The following is a 17,947-nucleotide window of genomic DNA, read 5'->3' as shown; positions in this document are numbered from 1 at the left end:
TCTCGGCGAGCTGCGCGGTTCGACACGGGATGACTTATTCCCCGGGGCCTTACGCATCCCCTAGGGAGCTGTCCCTGCCCTTGCCCCTGGGCTTGGGCACACGGCGCCCACCTACTCTGTAGGTTCCCGGGATCGACTATCCCACCGGCCGAGGTGGCCCGCCACTCTTTCTCTTGAACGCGCGACGGTGCCGTTGGTCGAGACCCGTTCGGAACTGAAGGCGCAGATGCGCAAGGATGCGCTCGCCCGTCGCGAGGCGATGGACGTCGCGCAGCGCATCGAGGCCTCGATGGCCATCGCGGACCGCGCGATGGGCGCCTGGCCGGCCGGGGAGCGTTCGGTCCTGGGCGGTTACCTTCCGATTCGCTCCGAAGTCGATCCGCGCCCCCTGATGGCGATGGCGGCCGACCGCCGCGTCCAGCTCGCCGTTCCCGCGATCGTCGGCCGCGCGCTCGATTTCCGCATGCTGGAGCGCGACGCGCCGCTGGAGCCGCAGGGCCATGGAACGATGGCGCCGGGCGAGGCCGCGCCGCGCCTCAAGCCCGATATCCTCCTCGTGCCGCTCGCCGCTTTCGACCGGCGCGGCCATCGGATCGGCTATGGCGGCGGCTTCTACGACCGCGCCATCGCCTCCTTGAGCGAAGGCGGGGCGAGACCCTTCACGATCGGGCTCGCCTTCGCCGTTCAGGAGATCGAGGCGGTGCCGGACGAAGCGTTCGACATGCCTCTCGATCTGATCGTCACGGAAGCCGAGGCGATCCGGGCCGATCGCTTTCCCTGAGACCTTGACCTCAGCGGCCGCGTTCGCGCCCGAAGATCTGCGTCCAGTAGGGCACGCCGGAGGGCGAACGGGCGACCGCCACGCCCATCTGCGTGACGTCCGGGCGCAGGAGATTGCGGCGATGACCGGCCGAGTTCGTCCAGCCGCGCATGGCCGCATCGTAGGACGGATAGCCACCGCCGAGATTCTCCGCCGTCGCCGCCCAATCGTATCCGACGCTCTGGACGCGTGAGGGTAGGGCGCCGCCGATCGTGTGGCTCATCTGGTTGCGGCTCGCCATGCGCTGCGAGTGCTGCTGCGCGGCCGTCATCAGCCGGGAGTCGATGGAGAGGGGCGGCAGGCCGTTGCGGGCGCGGAACGCGTTCACCGGCGCAAGGCCGCCCGGCCCGTCGATCGAGACCGGCCCGGACGGAGACAGATTGCTGCCGCCGGGCGAGCAGGCCGCGATCCCGAGGCAGAGGACGGCAGCGGCCGCGGCGCGGACCATGGAACGCATGAGGGAACTCCTCTCCGGTTCGGCAAGCGATGCATGGGCGGCACCGCGCCGTTTGACGATCGGCTTCTTCGGCCTCAATGACGCCCGGTACGTGTCGCCTTGCCCCGCCCGTGCGGGAGGGTCATAAGCGCGACACGACCGGGACACGCTCTCGGGGCGCCCCGCCGAATCGAATGAAGCATAGCAAACGCAAGTCGAAGAACCGCTGAATTGCGGACCGCAAATGCCGTGAACCTGTCCTCGATGCGGGGCATGGTGTCGCAGCCAAGCCCGTCGTCGTCGCCGTGGACGGCCTTGCGGGCACGATCCTTCGGCGTGCCGCCCTTCGACGAGACCTCCGGCATGGAGACGTTCGAGTGAGATTTCTGTTTCTGGGCGACATGGTAGGGCGGTCGGGTCGGCTGGCGGTGCAGGAGCGCCTGCCGGGCCTGATCGCGGACTGGCGGCTCGATTTCGTGGTCGTGAACGGCGAGAACGCCGCCGGCGGCTTCGGCATCACCGAGGCGATCTTCGAGGAGACCATCGACGCGGGCGCCGACGTCGTGACCACCGGCAACCACGTCTGGGACCAGCGCGAGGCTCTGGTCTTCGCGGACCGGCACGACGCCTTCCTGCGGCCGGCGAACTATCCGGCGGGCACGCCGGGGCGCGGCTCCGGGCTCTTCGTCGCCCGGAACGGAGCCCGCGTCCTCGTCGCCAATCTGATGGGGCGGGCCTTCATGCACCCCGATCTCGACGATCCGTTCCGCGCCGCCTCCGAGATCGTCGGCGCCTCGCCGCTCGGGGAGCAGGCCGACGCCATCGTCATCGACTTCCACGCCGAGGCGACGAGCGAGAAGCAGGCCATGGGCCATCATCTCGACGGCCGCGTCTCTGTCGTCGTCGGCACGCACACCCACGTGCCGACCGCAGACCATCAGATCCTCGTCAACGGCACGGCCTACCAGTCGGACGCGGGGATGTGCGGCGACTACGATTCCTCCCTCGGCATGGAGAAGGAGGAGCCGCTGAACCGCTTCGTCACCAAGGTGCCGCGCGGCCGCTTCGAGGCGGCGAGCGGTCCGGCGACGATCTGCGGCCTGGCGGTCGAAATCTCCGAGCGGACCGGACTGGCGGAGAAGGTCGCCGCCGTGCGTCTCGGCGCGCGGCTTTCGGAAAGCGTCCCCGACTTCTGGTAGCGCCGACCGCGGCCCGATCCGCCTTCCGTTCTGGACGGCGGCGGGCCGATTTTTTATATCGGACGAAACACTCTCATTCCTCGCCAGCAAGGTATCCGATGGCCGGTCATTCCCAATTCAAGAACATCATGCACCGCAAGGGCCGGCAGGACGCGGTGCGCTCCAAGATGTTCTCCAAGCTCGCGCGCGAGATCACGGTGGCGGCCAAGGCCGGCCTGCCCGACCCCGACATGAACCCGCGCCTGCGGCTGGCGATCAACAACGCCAAGGCGCAGTCCATGCCCAAGGACAACATCGAGCGCGCCGTGAAGAAGGCGGCCGGCGGCGACACCGAGAACTACGACGAGGTCCGCTACGAGGGCTACGGCCCGGGCGGCGTCGCGGTCATCGTGGAGGCGCTGACGGACAACCGCAACCGCACCGCCTCGAACGTGCGCTCCTACTTCACCAAGTCCGGCGGCGCGCTGGGCGAAACCGGCTCGGTCGCCTTCATGTTCGACCGGGTGGGCGAGATCGTCTTTCCGGCCAAGGCCGGCGACGCCGACAAGGTGATGGAGGCCGCGATCGAGGCCGGCGCGGACGACGTGGAGAGCTCCGAGGACGGACACCGCATCATCACCGCCTTCGAGGACCTGGGCGAGGTTTCGGCGGCGCTGGAGAAGAGCCTCGGCGAAGCCGAGAGCGTGAAGGCGATCTGGCGTCCGCAGACCGGCACGCCGGTGGACGAGGAGAAGGCGCAGTCGGTGCTCCGCCTCATCGGCAATCTCGAAGACGACGACGACGTGCAGAACGTCTACGCGAACTTCGAGGTGGACGACGCGGTCATGGCGAAGCTTTCGGCGGCCTGATCGGACCGGGTCAGGGCGTCAGAGAGGCGCTGACGTCCAGTGCGTCCTCCAGAAGGCGATGATATTCGGCGCGGTCGATCTCGATCGCGCCGAACCGCGACAGGTGACCGGTGAGGAACTGGGTGTCGAGCAGGCGGTAGCCGCCGGCCATGAGCCGGTCCCAGAGATGGACGAGAGCGACCTTCGAGGCGTCCGTCTCGCGCGAGAACATCGACTCGCCGAAGAACGCGCCGCCGAGGCTGACGCCATAGAGCCCGCCGACGAGCTCGCCGTCCTTCCAGCTTTCCACGCTGTGGGCGAAGCCCATCCGATAGAGCTGCAGATAGAGCCGGCGGATCGGCTCGTTGATCCAGGTGTCGCGGCGTCCCGGTGCCGGCTCGGCGCACAGATCGAGGACGCGCGCGAAGGCGGTGTCGACGCGCATCTCGAACGTGCCGCGACGCACGGTCTTGGCGAGGCTTCTGGGGACGTGGAAGCGGCCGGGCAGGATGACGCCGCGCCGCTCGGGATCGACCCAGTGGATCGTCGGGTCGTTCGCTGCCTCCGCCATCGGAAAGACGCCGCAGGCATAGGCGCGCAGGAGAATTTCGGGAGTGATCTCGAAATCGTCCCGGCGCGCCATGCTCGTCTCGTCTCAGGCGGGCTTGTCGCCGGCCAGATACTTTTCGAGCCAGTGGATGTCGTAGGCGCCTTCGCGGATGTCCGGGTTCTCGATGAGGTCCTGGAACAGCGGCAGCGTGGTCTTCACGCCGTCCACGATGATCTCGTCGAGCGCGCGGCGAAGCCGCATCATGCATTCGGTGCGGTTGGCGCCGTGGACGATCAGCTTGCCGATCAGCGAATCGTAGAAGGGCGGGATCGAGTAGCCCTGATAGACCGCCGAATCGACGCGGACGCCCAGCCCGCCGGGGGCGTGATAGTAGCTGATCGTGCCGGGCGAGGGCACGAAGGTGCGCGGGTCCTCGGCGTTGATGCGGCACTCGATCGCGTGTCCGGAGAAGACGATGTCCTCCTGACGCTTCGACAGACCCTGGCCGCTGGCGACGCGGATCTGCTCGTGGACGAGGTCCATGCCGGTGATCGCCTCCGTCACCGGATGCTCCACCTGCAGGCGCGTGTTCATCTCGATGAAGTAGAACTCGCCGTTCTCGTACAGGAACTCGATGGTGCCGGCGCCGCGATACTGGAGCTTGGCCATGGCCTCGGCGCAGATCGTGCCGATGCGCTGGCGCTGCGCGTCGTCGAGCGCGGGGGAGCGGGCCTCCTCCCAGACCTTCTGGTGGCGCCGCTGCAGCGAGCAGTCGCGCTCGCCGAGATGGATGGCGTTGCCCTTGCCGTCGCCGAAGACCTGGATCTCGATGTGGCGCGGCTTGGCGAGATACTTCTCGATATAGACCGAATCATCGCCGAAGGCCGAGCCGGCCTCCTGGCGCGCGGTCGCGAGCGCCATCGGCAGATCCTTGGCCGTCATCGCGACCTTCATGCCGCGACCGCCGCCGCCGGCAGCCGCCTTGATGATGACCGGGTAGCCGATGTCGTCGGCGATGCGCTTGGCCTCCGCATCCTCGGTCACCGCGCCGGGCGAGCCGGGAACGACCGGGATGCCGAGGCGCTCTGCCGTGCGCTTGGCCTCGATCTTGTCGCCCATGATGCGGATGTGCTCGGCCGTCGGGCCGATGAAGGTGACGTTGTGCGCTTCGAGAATGTCCGCGAAGCGGGCGTTCTCCGACAGGAAGCCGTAGCCGGGATGCACCGCGTCGGCGCCCGAGATCTCGCAGGCCGCGAGGATCTGCGGGATGTTCAGATAGGAATCGCGCGAGGGCGGCGGGCCGACGCACACGCTCTCGTCCGCGAGGCGCACATGCATGGCCGCGTTGTCGGCGGTGGAGTGGACGGCCACCGTCGAGATGCCGAGCTCCTTGCAGGCACGAAGGACACGGAGCGCGATCTCGCCGCGATTGGCGATCAGGACCTTGTTGAACATATGCATCCTTCCGCCGGTCCGGTCGGGACCGGTCGCTGTACGACCCGTTCGATCAACCGATGACGACGAGCGCCTCGCCGTATTCGACCGGCTGGCCGTTGTCGACGCAGATGCGCTTGACCGTGCCGGAGCGCGGCGCGGGGATCTGGTTCATGGTCTTCATGGCTTCGATGATCAGCAGCGTGTCGCCTTCGGAGACCTGCTGACCGACCTCGATGAAGGACTTCGCACCGGGAGCCGAGGCCAGATAGACCGTTCCGACCATGGGCGAGGGGACCGAGCCGACCTCGGGTCCGGTCGAAGCGGCGGGCGCGGACGGAGCCGGTGCGGCGGCCGGTGCGGCGGGCGCGTGCTGCTGCGGCTGCGGCGCTGCGTAGGAGAAGGTCGCGGGGGCTTCCTTGCGGCGCGACACGCGGATGCGCAGCTCGCCCTGCTTCAGCTCGATCTCGGTCAGATCGGTGTCGTTCAGGATATCGGCCAGCTCGCGGATCAGCTTCGGATCGATGGCGTTGTCTTCGTTCGACATTCTTGTTGTTCCTTGAGGGTCGCGCGGCCGCTCGCCTCGCGATGCGCCTTGGGAGAGCTGGGAAAGCGTCGGACGCCGTGGCGGCGCCCCGTGGCTGGGGACGCCCTATAGCGTGGGATGGCCTTCAGGCAAAGGGGCGGGCGGGTTCTGCACGGCGCGGGGGCGGTCTCAGCAGCCCGCCTCGCCGCATTCGCGGACCTGCGCGATCCGCGACGCGAGCTGATCCGCGCCGACGGCGCCGGGGACGAGCTCGTTGCCGACCACATAGGTCGGGGTGCCGGTGATGTTCAAGGCCGCGGCAAGGCGAGCGCTCTCCTGCAGCGCCGAGACGACGGCCGGCGAATCCGTCGCCTCCGCGATCGCACCGCGGTCGAGGCCCATCTCCTCGGCGAGGGCGAGGGCCGCCTCCTCGTTCGCCGTCGTCCCGCTGGTGAGAAGCCGGCGCTGGAACTCGGCGTAGCGCCCGGGCTCGAGGTCGCGGATCGCGAGGCTCACGCGGCTGGCCGCTTCCGATTCGGGGCCGAGGACCGGGATTTCCTTCAGGACGACGCGCAGCTCCGGGTCGTCTTCGATCAGCGCCTCCATGTCCGCCTGCGCGCGCCGGCAGAAGCCGCAATTGTAGTCGAAGAACTCCACGATCGTGACGTCGCCCTCGGGATTGCCGAGGACGGTGCCCTCCGGCGAGGCCGTCAGCTCCGCGCCGACGGCGGCGATGGCTTCGCGCTGCATCTCGCCGGCCTGCGCCGAGCGCTGTTCCTCCAGCGCGTCGAGCACTTCCACGAGCAGCTCCGGCTCGCGCAGGAGGTATTCGCGCACGATGGTCTCGATCTCCTCGCGCTCCTGCGGCTCGAAGGCGACGGACGGCGAGGTCGCCAGGAGGGCGAGGGCGCTCGCGGCGAGGATGTGCTTCTTCAAGGACGGGGCCTTTCGGGTCGGTCGGGACGAGGGATCGTTCAGGGCGACGTGATGATGTCGTTGGCCCGCTGCCATTGCGGTGTGCCGGGCCGGAACTTGCCTTGCGCGCGCGCCGCGAAGACCTTGGCGTCGCGGAAGCGCCCGGCCTGCCAGTAACCTTCGGCCGTGGCAAGCTCGGCGCTTCCGACGTCGCCGATCTGGCCGTAGGCCATGGCGAGGAAACGATAGGCGGTCGCGTTGTTCGGCTCGGCCTCGAGACCGCGGCGGATCTGGGTGATCGCCTCCTGCATGCGGGAGGGGTTGCCGCCCGTCACCAGGGCCTGGCCGACCGAGGCGCGCAGAAGACCCGAATTGGAAGGATCGAGCTCGGCGGCTCTGGCGAAGGCGCTGGCGGCCTCGTTCGCGCGGCCCGCCTGCTGGAGGATTTCGCCCTTGATCTCGTGGAAATAGGCGTTGCGGGGCACTTCCGAGATCAGCGCGTCGATCTTCTGCAGCGCCTGGGCGGGCGCGCCCGCTAGATGCGTGGCGATGGCGTCGCCGTAGCGGGCGGGAAGCGAGTGCAGATCGCGCCCGAAGGTCTGGCGGACGAGACCGGCACCGCCGTTGTAGGCCGCGATCTTGGCGCGGGCGAGATCATGCCGCAGCTGGAGTTGCGGCGGGTCGCGGCGGTCCCAGTAGGGGCTTTCCTGCGCGAGCGCCTGCAGGAGGCCGAGTCGATCCTGCGGGGCGGGGTGGGAGGAGACGTAGCGCGCGGTGTTGCCGCCCGAGAGCATGCTCGTGCGCATCATGTTCTGGAAGCCTTCCAGAAGGCCGCGCGGGGACTGGCCGGTCTTGTTCAGATAGGTGACGGCGGAGCGGTCGGCCGTGATTTCCTCGCCGCGCTGATAGGCGAAGAGCCCGCGCCGCGCGATGCCGCCGCCGCTCGACATGGCGGCCGCGCCCGCCGAGGCGATCTCGCCCTGGCCGGACATGGCGCCGGCGGCCGCCAGACCTGCGCCGAGAAGGCCGGCGACGACCGCGATCGTCTGCGCGCGGGAGATTTCGTCGCGCATGCGGTCGAGATGCCCGCCCGCCAGATGCCCGACCTCGTGGGCGATGACGCCGATCGTCTGGTTCGGGGTCTGGGCGGCGAGAATGGTGCCGGTGTTGATGAAGATGCGCCGCCCGGCGACGAAGGCGTTGAAGGCGAGGTCGTTGACGAGGACGATCTCGACCCGGGTCGCGGACAGTCCCGCCGCCTGGAGAATCTGCCCGGCATACTCCTTCACCAGCGCCTCGATCTCGGCGTCGCGAACGACGGGCAGGCGCGCGCGCTCGCTCTGCGCGGCGGCGGGAAACGAGGTGACGAGGGTGGCGAATGCGGCGAGGAACGCGACGAATCTCGCCCGAAGGCTCGCAGACCACCTTTTCATGCTATCCCCTCGCATTCGCACGAACCCGACGAAGGCGCCGAAGACGACGCTTTCCATCCGCTCGGGTTCGGACATTCCATTCCGGCGATTGTGAGGCCCCCATGCCGTCAGGATCAACCCCGAGCCCCTCCATGCGCTCCAATGTCGATCCGTTCCGGGCGATGGACGTGCTCTCGGCGGCGAACCGGATGATCGAGGCCGGCGCGCCCGTCATCTCGCTCGCCGTCGGCCAGCCGAGCGCGCCGGCGCCCGCCAGGGCGATGGCGGCAGCTCGGGCGATGCTCGAGCACGGCCGCATCGGCTACACCGATGCGCTCGGCCGCGGGGCGCTGCGTGCGCGGATCGCGCGGCATTACGAGGAGACCTACGGCGTCTCGCCCGGCCCGGACCGCATCATGGTGACGACCGGCTCCTCCGCCGGCTTCAACCTCGCCTTCCTCGCCGCGTTCGACGCGGGCGACCGGGTGGCCATCGCGGCGCCCGGCTATCCGGCCTATCGCAACATCATGAAGGCGCTGGGCCTCGTTCCGGTCGAGATCGAGGTCGGCGCGGACGACGCCTACATCCTGACGGCCGAAAGGCTGGCCGAAGAACATGCGAGCACGCCGATCCAGGGCGTCCTCATCGCCAGCCCGGCGAACCCGACGGGCACCGTCACGCCGCGCGACGAGCTGGAGCGTCTGGTGCGCTTCTGCGATCAGGCCGGGATCCGCTTCGTCTCCGACGAGATCTATCACGGGCTGACCTACGGGGCGGACACGGCCTCGGCGCTGGAGTTTTCCGATCGTCCGATCGTCGTGAACTCCTTCTCCAAATACTATTGCATGACCGGATGGCGTTGCGGCTGGCTGGTCCTGCCGCCGGAACTGACGCGCGCGGCCGAGCGCATCGGCCAGAATCTCTACATCTCGGCGCCCGACCTCAGCCAGGGGGCGGCGCTCGCCGCCTTCGAGTGCCGGGACGAACTCGACGGGGTGCGACGCCAGTACGAAGCGAGCCGCGACCTTATCACCGAGGCGCTGCCGCGCCTCGGCTTCTCCGAGATCGCGCCCATCGACGGCGCCTTCTACGCCTATGCCCGGATTCCCGAGCGCTTCGACGCCGCGAGCGCCATGGCGTCGGCGGCGCTGGCGGAGGCTCATGTGGCGATGACGCCGGGCCTCGACTTCGACCTCTCGCGCGGCGAGCGCTTCATGCGATTGTCCTATGCCGGCGATCCGGCCGCCATCGCCGAGGCGATCGAGCGACTGGACCGCTGGATGCGCTGAACCGGGCGCCTGAAACGAAAAGGCCCGGCCGCTCGACGCGACCGGGCCTTTCCAATCCTAAGCGCGTGCGACCTCAGCCGCGCGACCACCAGCCGCGACGCTTCGGACGGTCGGCGAGGTCCTCCTCGCCCGTTTCCGTGCCGTTGGAGATGAGGCGCGGTCCGCGCGTGACGCTGTCGGGCTGATCCGAAACCGCCGCGATCTCGGTCTCGACATTGTCCTCGTCGGCTTCGATCGTCTCGTCCGTAGCCGGGAAGACCTCGTCGAGCGGCGTCTCGGCGTCGAGGCTCGCACCGGCTTCGGCGACGGCGGCCTGCACCTCGTTCTCGTCCGGCGGGATCACGGCCTGCGAGGCTTCCGTCTCCGGCTCCTCGCCGTCGTCCGCTCCCGTGCCCATGACGGCGGCCACCTCGGGCACCATCTCGGGCTCCGGCGAGCGATCGGCGAGGTCGGGCTGCGCTTCGTCGGCGGCGACGTCCGTTCCCTCGGCGACGTCCATCACCGGAACATCGCGAACCTCGCCATCGGCGTCCGCATCCTCGTCCGATCCCGTGTCCGAACCGTTTTCGGCCCCGTTCTCGGTCTCGCGGTTGCGGCGGCCGCCGCGACGGCCCCGGCGGCGACGGCGGCGCTCGCGGCCCTCGCCGTCGCTGTCGCCGTTCTCGTCGCGCGTCTCGGACGCTTCGCCGTCACCCGACTCCTCGGCGGAGCGTTCGGCATCGCCGTTCTCGTCCGAACCGTTCTCCTCGGAGCCGTTGGCATCGCCGCCGTTGCGGCGACCGCGCCCGCGACGGCGGCGGCGACGACGGCGGCCGTCGTCCTCGCCTTCTTCGCCGGTCTCGCGGGACTGCGTCTTGGGACGCTCGACGAGTTCGCCTTCGCCCTCGGCGACTTCGGCGGCGGCTTCGGCCGCCAGCGCCTCGTCGACCGCCGCGTCCTGCGCGTCGGCCGCGAGCAGCGGCTGGACCGGATCGATCTCGCGCTTGCGGGCGGCTTCCGCGCCGTGCTCGATCGAGACGTGCTGGTGGCCGTGGCCGTCTGCCGCCTCGATCATGATGTGCAGGCCGTAATGGCGCTCCAGATCGGTGATCGTCGCGCGCTTCTCGTTGAGGACGTAGAGCGCCGTCTGGGTCGGCACGCGCACGATGAGGTCGTGCGTGCCGTGCTTCTGCAGATGCTCCTCGATGGAGCGCAGGACATGCAGCGCCAGCGAGGAGGCGGAGCGGATGTAGCCGTTGCCGGCGCAGACCGGGCAGGGCTGCATCGTGGATTCGAGGACGCTGGCGCGGATGCGCTGACGGCTCATCTCCATCAGGCCGAAATGCGAGATGCGGCCGAGCTGGATGCGGGCCCGGTCGTTCTTGAGGCAGTCCTTCAAACGCTTCTCGACGTTCCGGTTGTTCCGCTTCTCCTCCATGTCGATGAAGTCGATGACGATCAGGCCGGCGAGGTCGCGCAGGCGGAGCTGGCGCGCCACCTCCTCGGCCGCTTCCAGATTGGTCTGGTAGGCGGTGTCCTCGACCGAATGCTCACGCGTGGAGCGGCCGGAATTGACGTCGATGGCAACCAGCGCCTCGGTCTGGTTGATGATGATGTAGCCACCGGACTTCAGCGTCACGTTCGGCTGCAGCATCTTGTCGAGCTGCGCCTCGATGCCGTTGCGCGCGAAGATCGGCGTCGGGTCGCGATAGGGCTGGACCACCTTCGCCTGGCTCGGCATGAGCATGCGCATGAAGTCCTTCGCCTCGCGGTATCCCGCTTCGCCGGCGACGGTGATCTGGTCGATGTCCTTGTTGTAGAGGTCGCGGATCGAGCGCTTGATCAGCGATCCCTCCTCGTAGACGAGGGCGGGCGCGGTGGACTGGAGCGTCAGCTGGCGCACCATCTCCCACAGGCGCATCAGGTACTCGTAGTCGCGCTTCACCTCGGCGCGCGTGCGGTTGGCCCCCGCCGTGCGAAGGATGATGCCCATGCCGCGCGGCACTTCGAGGTCGCGCGCGACCTCCTTCAGCCGCTTGCGGTCGGCCGCGTTGGTGATCTTGCGCGAGATGCCGCCGCCCCGCGCCGTGTTCGGCATCAGGACCGAGTAGCGGCCCGCGAGCGACAGATAGGTGGTGAGCGCCGCGCCCTTGTTGCCGCGCTCTTCCTTGACGACCTGCACGAGCAGGATCTGGCGGCGCTTGATGACCTCCTGGATCTTGTACTGCTTGCGGGGCGCGCGGTTGCGGACCGGCACCTCCTCCATGGCGTCCTCGGAGCCGAGATCCTCGACCTCCTCGGCTTCGCCGGCCTCCGCTTCCGCATCGACCGGCTCCTCGCTCTTGCGGCCACGGCGGCGCGAGCGGCTGCGCGTCGGGCGCGATTCGGTCTCGCCACCCTCGGAGGGTTCGGCGTTCTCGTCGCCCTCGGCCTCGGCTGCCGTCCGTTCGGCCGCGCCCTCTTCGGTCTCGCCCTCCGAGGAGGCTTCGCCGGCCTCGGTCTCGACGACCTCCGACACGCTCTCGCCGTCCTCGGCCGAGGCCGCGACGGTCTCGCTGGAGGACTTGCGGCTGCGGCGGCGCGGCTTGGCGGCCTTGCGGTCGTCCTCGTCGTCCTCCTCGGCGACGCGGGCGAGCTCTTCCTCGATCAGCGCCTGCCGGTCGGCGACCGGGATCTGGTAGTAGTCCGGATGGATTTCGCCGAAGGCAAGGAAGCCGTGGCGGTTGCCGCCATATTCGACGAAGGCGGCCTGAAGCGAGGGTTCGACCCGCGTCACCTTGGCCAGGTAGATGTTACCCTTGAGCTGCTTCTTGTGCTCGGATTCGAAGTCGAATTCCTCGATCCGGCTACCCTTGACGACGACGACCCGCGTCTCTTCCGGATGAGACGCGTCGATCAGCATTTTGTTCGGCATATGAAAGATGCTCCCGGACCGCCGGCCCCCGTGCGCGGGACGGCAATGCCGATCGCGATGGATGAGCGGGAGGGTCCGTCTGGGCCGCACGTGCGCAAAGAGCCCGACCGGACGCCGATCCGGCCTGCAGCGCGATCGCTGCGGGTCCGGCTGGCGGGGAGGGGCGTTCTATGATTGCCGACACGCGTTCGCGACCTGAAATGACTCGATGGTCACCGAACGGCGACCGATGAAGCCGCATGTCCGAAGATGGGAAGAGACCCGACCGACGATATGCGGATGATCCGTCCGGAAGCGATCGTCCGGCGGGAAATTGGCTTGAGACGGCCAGGGAAGAGGCCGCCGGAACCGCGCCGCATCGGCGCTTCGCGGATCGGAGCGCCAGACGATTCCGTGAGGCTCCGCGCCTCTCCTTTATGTCTCACTTCCGCTTTTATGCTGGGTGAGGATTCGAAACAAGTGTAAAGCCGAATTGCCGGCCTTCCGCTCGTTCGGCCCGCGCCGCCCGCCCATGCCGGCCGCCTCCGGCCGACCGTCGCCCGAGTTCCGCATGAAGACGCTCAGCCCCGGCTTCCTCCCGCGCGCCGTCCTCCTCTTCGTCGCGGCGCTCTGCCTGACCACGATCGCGGGCATCGTAAGCGTCCGGGCGGAGACCTCGGTGGTGACGGGGTTCTCGCAGGACGGTCCGACGATCACCATCGAGATCGACGGTCAGCCGGCGAGCGAGCTGATCCTCCTGCAGCACCCCTACCGGATCGCGCTCGACCTCGCCGATACCGTGGCGCTGGCGCGGCCGGGAAAGGCGGACGAGGCGGGCCCGATCTCGGCCATGCGCGATGGCCTCGTCTCCCCCGAGCTCTACCGCGTCCTGTTCCAGCTGCGCGAGCCGGCGATCCCGCGCTTCACCTCGCAGAGCGCGGAAGGGCGCACCGTCCTGCGCCTCGAGTTCGAGGACGCCGACGACGGCGCCTTCGCCGCGGCCGTCGCCGAGCGGGCCGGGCGCGGCGTCGCGCCCGAGGGAGCGCCGGACGAGGCCGTGACCGCACGGCGCTACACCGTCGTGATCGATCCGGGTCATGGCGGCGCCGACTACGGCGCGGTGGGCGCGGGCGGCACGCTGGAGAAGGAGCTGAACCTCGCTTTCGCGCTCGTTCTCAAGGCCGCGCTGGAGGAGGGCCCCCGTCCGGTCGAGGTGAGCCTGACGCGCGAGGACGACACGCTGGTGCCGCTCGCGGAGCGCTCCGCGATCGCCCGGCGGGCCGGCGCCGATCTCTTCGTTTCGGTCCACGCCGATTCGATCCGGCATCGCGATCTGCGCGGCGCGACCGTCTACACGCTCTCGGCGACCGCCTCCGATTCCCTGTCGCGCGAGATCGCGGAGGGCGAGAACGCGGCGGATCGCTTCGTCGGCCCGGAATGGACGCAGGACACGCCGGAGATTCACGACATCCTCGTCGATCTGGTGAAGCGCGAGACCGAAACCCTGTCCCGCCGCTTCGCCGACGAACTGGTCGTCACGATGCGGCGCGAGGGGGTCCGGCTGATGAACAACCCGAAGCGCTCGGCCGGCTTTCGCGTCCTGACCGCGCCGGACGTCCCGTCCGTCCTCCTGGAGATGGGCTTCCTCTCCAACGTCGAGGACGAGAAGCTGATGGCGGACCCGGAATGGCAGAAGCAGACGGCGGCCGTCGTCGCGCAGGCGATCGCGGCGTTTCTCGAGGCGCGCTGAGCGCTCGACCGTCCGTTTGCGCGCCAAGGTGGCGCGATTGCAACAACAATCGCCCCGGCACCCGTCGAAACATGGGGCCGCCTTAATTATCCTGCAACTCGTCGGTTCGTGCGCCCATCTCTTGGCGCCGACGACATGGGGCGGCGATCGCTGCGGATGGCCGCCGCCGCTCAGAATGGGGACGGCATGCTCAAGCTGCTCGGCTATTTCTTCGGTATCGGCTCCGCCTTCGCGCTGATCGCGGCTGCTGGCGTCGGCTGGTACGTCTCGGAGATGAGCGCCGACCTGCCGGACTACGAGGTGCTCGCCGACTACGAGCCGCCGGTGACGACGCGCGTTCACGCCGCGGACGGCGATCTGATGGCGGAGTACGCCCGCGAGCGCCGGCTGTTCCTGCCGATCCAGGCGATGCCGCAGCTTCTGAAGGACGCGTTCCTCTCGGCCGAGGACAAGAACTTCTACCATCACGCCGGGCTCGACTACGAGGGCATCGCGCGCGCGGCCGTGGTCGTGGCGCGCGGCGGCCCCATGCAGGGCGGCTCCACCATCACGCAGCAGGTGGCGAAGAACTTCCTCCTCACCAACGAGCGGTCGATGGACCGCAAGGTGAAGGAGGCGATCCTCTCGCTGCGCATCGAACGGGCCTATTCGAAGGACAAGATCCTCGAGCTCTATCTGAACGAGATCTATCTCGGTATGGGCTCCTACGGCGTGGCGGCGGCCGCGCTTGCCTATTTCGACAAGGCGGTGGGCGAGCTCGACATCCACGAGGTGGCCTATCTGGCGGCTCTTCCGAAGGCGCCGGAGAACTACAACCCCTTCCGCTCGCCGGGCGAGGCGATCGGCCGCCGCAACTGGGTCATCGCCCGGATGCAGGAGAACGGCGTCATCACGTCCGAGCAGGCGGCGGAGGCGGCCGCCCGGCCGCTCGACGTCAACCCGCGCCCGAGCGGCACCTATCTTGCCTCCGCCGAATACTTCACCGAGGACGTGCGCCGCGAGATCGTCGCGCGCTACGGCGAGAAGGCGCTCTACGAGGGCGGCCTTTCGGTGCGCACGACCCTCGACCCGGAATTGCAGCTGCAGGCCCGCGAGGCGCTGCACAACGGGTTGATCGCCTTCGACCAGGGCGACGGCTATCGCGGCCCCGTGGACACCGTCGAGATCGGCTCCGACTGGGGCGCGGCCGTCGGCGCGGTCACGCCGCTCTCCGACGTTCCCGAATGGCGTCTCGCGGTGGTTCTCGAAGCGGGGTCCGGTTCGGCGACGCTCGGTCTGCAGCCGCGGCGCCAGATTTCCGGCGCGCTCGGCGAAGACCGCGACGAGATCACGCTGTCGACGGACGACATGCGCTGGGCGCTCCGCGTTCGCCGCGAAGGCCAGCGGGTGGACGCCTCGCGCGTCGATCAGGTGCTGGCGCCCGGCGACGTCGTCTATGTCGAGGCGAAGCCCGACGAGAGCGGCTATCTGCTGCGCCAGCCGCCGCGCGTCCAGGGCGCACTGGTGGCGATGGACCCGCACACCGGCCGCGTTCGCGCCATGGTCGGCGGCTTCTCCTACGCGCAGTCCGAGTTCAACCGCGCCAGCCAGGCGCTCCGCCAGCCGGGCTCGGCCTTCAAGCCCTTCGTCTACGCCGCCGCTCTCGACAACGGCTACACGCCGGCCTCCGTCGTCATGGACGGGCCGATCTCGATCACGGACGGCAACGGCAACGTCTGGTCGCCGACGAACTACGGTTCGGACGGCTCGGGCGCCGGCCCGTCCACGCTTCGCGCCGGCATCGAGCGGTCGCGCAATCTCATGACGGTGCGGCTGGCGCAGGAGATCGGCATCGATCTCGTCGGCGAATACGCGGAGCGCTTCGGCATCTACGACCGCATGGGCCGCTACCTGCCGATGTCGCTCGGTTCGGGTGAGACGACGGTCCTGAAACTCGTCTCCGCCTATGCGGTGCTCGCCAATGGCGGTCGCTCGATGCAGCCCTCGCTGATCGACCGCATCCAGGACCGCTACGGGCGCACGGTGCTGCGACACGACCAGCGCGAATGCGACGGCTGCAACGCGCAGGGCTGGAGCCACCAGAGCGAACCGACGCTCGTGGACAATCGCGAGCAGGTGCTCGACCCGATGACCGCCTACCAGATCACCTCCATGATGGAGGGGGTCGTCCAGCGCGGCACGGCGACGAGCGTCGCCGCGCTCGGCGTGCCGGTGGCGGGGAAGACCGGAACGACCAACGAGGCGCGCGACGTCTGGTTCGTCGGCTATACGCCGGACCTCGTGACGGGCGTCTTCATCGGCTACGACCAGCCGGCGCCGCTGGGTCCGCGCGCGACGGGCGGCGGGCTCGCCGCCCCGATCTTCACCGAGTTCATGGCCGCCGCGCTGGAAGGCACCGATCCGGTCGATTTCCGCATGCCCGAGGGCATGACGCAGATCCTCGTCGACCGGCGCACGGGCATGGAAGCGCCGGCGGGCGGCGAGGGGACGATCCTCGAAGCCTTTAAGCCGGGCACCGGACCGTCCAACGTCTACGAGGTGATCGGAGACACGGTCGCTTCCGCGCCGGCGCCCTCGCAGCAGGTCGAGCGCGCGATCATGTCGGGGGCCGGCGGCCTGTTCTGAGGACGGCGTATCGCCGCCGCCTCTGCCGGCGCCTTTTGGCGCCGTCGCGGGACGCGTGCGATCGCTCTCGCCTTTACAGGCCGCAGGGCCGTCCCTATGGTCCGCGCCACCTTCCGAAACACTTTCATGACATGAACGGGGTAGCGGCATGCGTGCCGAGATCGAGACGATCGTCGATGAGACCAAGCAGGCCGTAAGCCTGCTGAGGAGGCATCTTTGACTGGGACCGCGCCGTCAAGGACCTCGAAAAGCTGAACGCCAAGGCCGAGGATCCGTCCATCTGGGACGATCCGCAGGAGGCCCAGAAGGTGATGAAGGAGCGCCAGCGCCTCGATGAGGCGGTGAGCGGCATCCGTCGCCTGGAGCAGGGCATCGCCGACAATGTCGAGCTCATCGCCATGGGCGAGGAGGAGGACGACGCTTCGGTGATCGCGGAGGCGGAAAACGCCCTGCGCGCGCTCCAGAAGGAGGTCGCCCAGCTTCAGATCGAGGCGCTTCTCTCCGGCGAGGCTGATTCCAACGATACCTATCTGGAAGTCCACTCCGGTGCCGGCGGCACGGAGAGCCAGGACTGGGCGTCGATGCTTCTGCGCATGTACATGCGCTGGGGCGAGCGCAACAAGATGAAGATCGAGGTGCTGGAAGAGAACTCGGGCGAAGAGGCCGGGATCAAGTCCGCGACGATCCTCCTCAAGGGGCACAACGCCTATGGGCGGATGAAGGTCGAGTCCGGGGTCCACCGGCTCGTTCGCATCAGCCCGTACGACAATGCCGCGCGGCGCCACACCTCCTTCGCCTCCGTCTGGGTCTATCCGGTCGTGGACGAATCGATCGAGATCGACGTCTCGGAAAGCGACGTGCGCATCGACACCTACCGCGCCTCGGGCGCGGGCGGGCAGCACGTCAACACGACCGACTCGGCGGTGCGCATCACGCATCTCAAGACGGGGATCGTGGTGCAGTGCCAGTCGGAGCGCTCGCAGCACAAGAACCGGGCGACCGCCTGGAACATGCTGCGCGCGCGCCTGTACGAGGAAGAGCTGAAGAAGCGCGAGGCGATTGCAAACGCGCAGGAGGCCTCCAAGACCGAGATCGGCTGGGGCCATCAGATCCGCTCCTACGTCCTGCAGCCCTATCAGCTGGTGAAGGATCTGCGGACCGGCGTGGAGCACACGACGCCGCAGAACGTCCTCGACGGCGACCTGAACGAGTTCATCGAGGCGGCGCTCGCGCACCGCGTCCACGGCTCGGACAAGGTCGTGGAGGACGTGGACTGACGACGCTTCGAGCGC

15 protein-coding genes and 1 other RNA gene are annotated in these 17,947 nt (G+C 68.8%); 9 read left to right on the top strand and 7 right to left on the bottom strand.

The window, feature by feature from the left end; genetic code table 11:
* The first annotated feature begins 4 nt into the window (after positions 1-4).
* Both ssrS and AC6R2M_RS09925 read left to right on the top strand, forming a co-directional pair.
* A non-coding RNA gene (gene ssrS / locus AC6R2M_RS09930) (6S RNA) lies at positions 5-164 on the top strand.
* A gap of 29 nt (positions 165-193) precedes the next feature.
* Positions 194-781: a 5-formyltetrahydrofolate cyclo-ligase gene (locus AC6R2M_RS09925; RefSeq protein ID WP_500481673.1), complete on the top strand. Its 588-nt coding sequence runs from the start codon at positions 194-196 to the stop codon at positions 779-781.
* A 10-nt stretch (positions 782-791) separates the two neighbouring features.
* Here AC6R2M_RS09925 and AC6R2M_RS09920 read toward each other — a convergent pair whose 3' ends face one another.
* Positions 792-1,277, bottom strand: coding sequence for a CAP domain-containing protein (locus tag AC6R2M_RS09920; protein WP_500481672.1), 486 nt, complete (start codon positions 1,275-1,277; stop codon positions 792-794).
* 210 nt (positions 1,278-1,487) lie between these two features.
* On the opposite strand from AC6R2M_RS09920, the gene AC6R2M_RS09915 reads away from it, so the two are divergent.
* The 3 genes from AC6R2M_RS09915 (at position 1,488) to AC6R2M_RS09905 (ending at position 3,303) form a co-directional block, all read left to right on the top strand.
* Positions 1,488-1,637 (top strand): hypothetical protein, encoded by a 150-nt coding sequence (locus AC6R2M_RS09915; RefSeq protein WP_500481670.1) that lies wholly within the window; start codon positions 1,488-1,490, stop codon positions 1,635-1,637.
* Entirely contained in the window at positions 1,634-2,455 is an 822-nt protein-coding gene (locus tag AC6R2M_RS09910; RefSeq protein WP_500481668.1) for a TIGR00282 family metallophosphoesterase, read from the top strand. Before AC6R2M_RS09915 ends, AC6R2M_RS09910 begins: the two co-directional genes overlap by 4 nt.
* A 98-nt stretch (positions 2,456-2,553) precedes the next feature.
* Positions 2,554-3,303 (top strand): YebC/PmpR family DNA-binding transcriptional regulator, encoded by a 750-nt coding sequence (locus tag AC6R2M_RS09905; protein WP_500481666.1) that lies wholly within the window; start codon positions 2,554-2,556, stop codon positions 3,301-3,303.
* A gap of 10 nt (positions 3,304-3,313) precedes the next feature.
* Here AC6R2M_RS09905 and aat read toward each other — a convergent pair whose 3' ends face one another.
* The 5 genes from aat to AC6R2M_RS09880 all read right to left on the bottom strand — a co-directional run bounded on the left by aat (position 3,314) and on the right by AC6R2M_RS09880 (position 8,140).
* Positions 3,314-3,925: a leucyl/phenylalanyl-tRNA--protein transferase gene (aat, locus tag AC6R2M_RS09900; RefSeq protein ID WP_500481664.1), complete on the bottom strand. Its 612-nt coding sequence runs from the start codon at positions 3,923-3,925 to the stop codon at positions 3,314-3,316.
* 12 nt (positions 3,926-3,937) lie between these two features.
* On the bottom strand, positions 3,938-5,287 hold the full coding sequence (accC, locus tag AC6R2M_RS09895; RefSeq protein ID WP_500481662.1) for an acetyl-CoA carboxylase biotin carboxylase subunit: 1,350 nt from the start codon (positions 5,285-5,287) through the stop codon (positions 3,938-3,940).
* A gap of 52 nt (positions 5,288-5,339) precedes the next feature.
* Positions 5,340-5,813 (bottom strand): acetyl-CoA carboxylase biotin carboxyl carrier protein, encoded by a 474-nt coding sequence (accB, locus tag AC6R2M_RS09890; RefSeq protein ID WP_500481660.1) that lies wholly within the window; start codon positions 5,811-5,813, stop codon positions 5,340-5,342.
* A gap of 168 nt (positions 5,814-5,981) precedes the next feature.
* A complete protein-coding gene (locus AC6R2M_RS09885) occupies positions 5,982-6,728 on the bottom strand; it encodes a DsbA family protein (protein WP_500481658.1) in 747 nt (248 codons plus the stop codon).
* Between the two features lie 38 nt (positions 6,729-6,766).
* Positions 6,767-8,140 (bottom strand): M48 family metalloprotease, encoded by a 1,374-nt coding sequence (locus AC6R2M_RS09880; RefSeq protein WP_500481656.1) that lies wholly within the window; start codon positions 8,138-8,140, stop codon positions 6,767-6,769.
* A gap of 101 nt (positions 8,141-8,241) precedes the next feature.
* Here AC6R2M_RS09880 and AC6R2M_RS09875 point away from each other — a divergent pair, with 101 nt between their 5' ends.
* The gene (locus AC6R2M_RS09875) at positions 8,242-9,408 is read left to right on the top strand and encodes a pyridoxal phosphate-dependent aminotransferase (protein ID WP_500481653.1); all 1,167 of its coding nucleotides are present in this window, start codon (positions 8,242-8,244) and stop codon (positions 9,406-9,408) included.
* A gap of 73 nt (positions 9,409-9,481) precedes the next feature.
* On the opposite strand, the gene AC6R2M_RS09870 is transcribed toward AC6R2M_RS09875, so the two are convergent.
* The gene (locus AC6R2M_RS09870) at positions 9,482-12,301 is read right to left on the bottom strand and encodes an Rne/Rng family ribonuclease (RefSeq protein WP_500481651.1); all 2,820 of its coding nucleotides are present in this window, start codon (positions 12,299-12,301) and stop codon (positions 9,482-9,484) included.
* A 550-nt stretch (positions 12,302-12,851) separates the two neighbouring features.
* Between AC6R2M_RS09870 and AC6R2M_RS09865 the strand changes: the two genes are divergently transcribed.
* The 3 genes from AC6R2M_RS09865 to prfB all read left to right on the top strand — a co-directional run bounded on the left by AC6R2M_RS09865 (position 12,852) and on the right by prfB (position 17,932).
* A complete protein-coding gene (locus AC6R2M_RS09865) occupies positions 12,852-14,030 on the top strand; it encodes an N-acetylmuramoyl-L-alanine amidase (RefSeq protein ID WP_500481649.1) in 1,179 nt (392 codons plus the stop codon).
* A gap of 186 nt (positions 14,031-14,216) precedes the next feature.
* A complete protein-coding gene (locus tag AC6R2M_RS09860; protein WP_500481647.1) occupies positions 14,217-16,655 on the top strand; it encodes a penicillin-binding protein 1A in 2,439 nt (812 codons plus the stop codon).
* Between the two features lie 148 nt (positions 16,656-16,803).
* A protein-coding gene (gene prfB / locus AC6R2M_RS09855; protein ID WP_500481645.1) for a peptide chain release factor 2 occupies positions 16,804-17,932 on the top strand; the annotation gives its coding sequence in 2 pieces (ribosomal slippage) (positions 16,804-16,872 and positions 16,874-17,932; 1,128 coding nt in all).
* The last annotated feature ends 15 nt before the right edge of the window (positions 17,933-17,947 follow it).

The organism is Aureimonas sp. CAS, from assembly GCF_059838215.1.
Note: the sequence above shows the minus strand (reverse complement) of the source record. Positions and strands in the feature narration are given on the sequence as shown.

Bases quoted from the DNA above. Each gene is read 5' to 3' on its own strand.
- AC6R2M_RS09875 (WP_500481653.1), top strand. From the start codon at position 8,242: ATGCCGTCAGGATCAACCCCGAGCCCCTCCATGCGCTCCAATGTCGAT.
- AC6R2M_RS09905 (WP_500481666.1), top strand. From the start codon at position 2,554: ATGGCCGGTCATTCCCAATTCAAGAACATCATGCACCGCAAGGGCCGG.
- accB (WP_500481660.1), bottom strand. From the start codon at position 5,813: ATGTCGAACGAAGACAACGCCATCGATCCGAAGCTGATCCGCGAGCTG.
- accC (WP_500481662.1), bottom strand. From the start codon at position 5,287: ATGTTCAACAAGGTCCTGATCGCCAATCGCGGCGAGATCGCGCTCCGT.
- aat (WP_500481664.1), bottom strand. From the start codon at position 3,925: ATGGCGCGCCGGGACGATTTCGAGATCACTCCCGAAATTCTCCTGCGC.
- AC6R2M_RS09865 (WP_500481649.1), top strand. From the start codon at position 12,852: ATGAAGACGCTCAGCCCCGGCTTCCTCCCGCGCGCCGTCCTCCTCTTC.
- AC6R2M_RS09880 (WP_500481656.1), bottom strand. From the start codon at position 8,140: ATGAAAAGGTGGTCTGCGAGCCTTCGGGCGAGATTCGTCGCGTTCCTC.
- AC6R2M_RS09870 (WP_500481651.1), bottom strand. From the start codon at position 12,301: ATGCCGAACAAAATGCTGATCGACGCGTCTCATCCGGAAGAGACGCGG.
- AC6R2M_RS09860 (WP_500481647.1), top strand. From the start codon at position 14,217: ATGCTCAAGCTGCTCGGCTATTTCTTCGGTATCGGCTCCGCCTTCGCG.
- AC6R2M_RS09920 (WP_500481672.1), bottom strand. From the start codon at position 1,277: ATGCGTTCCATGGTCCGCGCCGCGGCCGCTGCCGTCCTCTGCCTCGGG.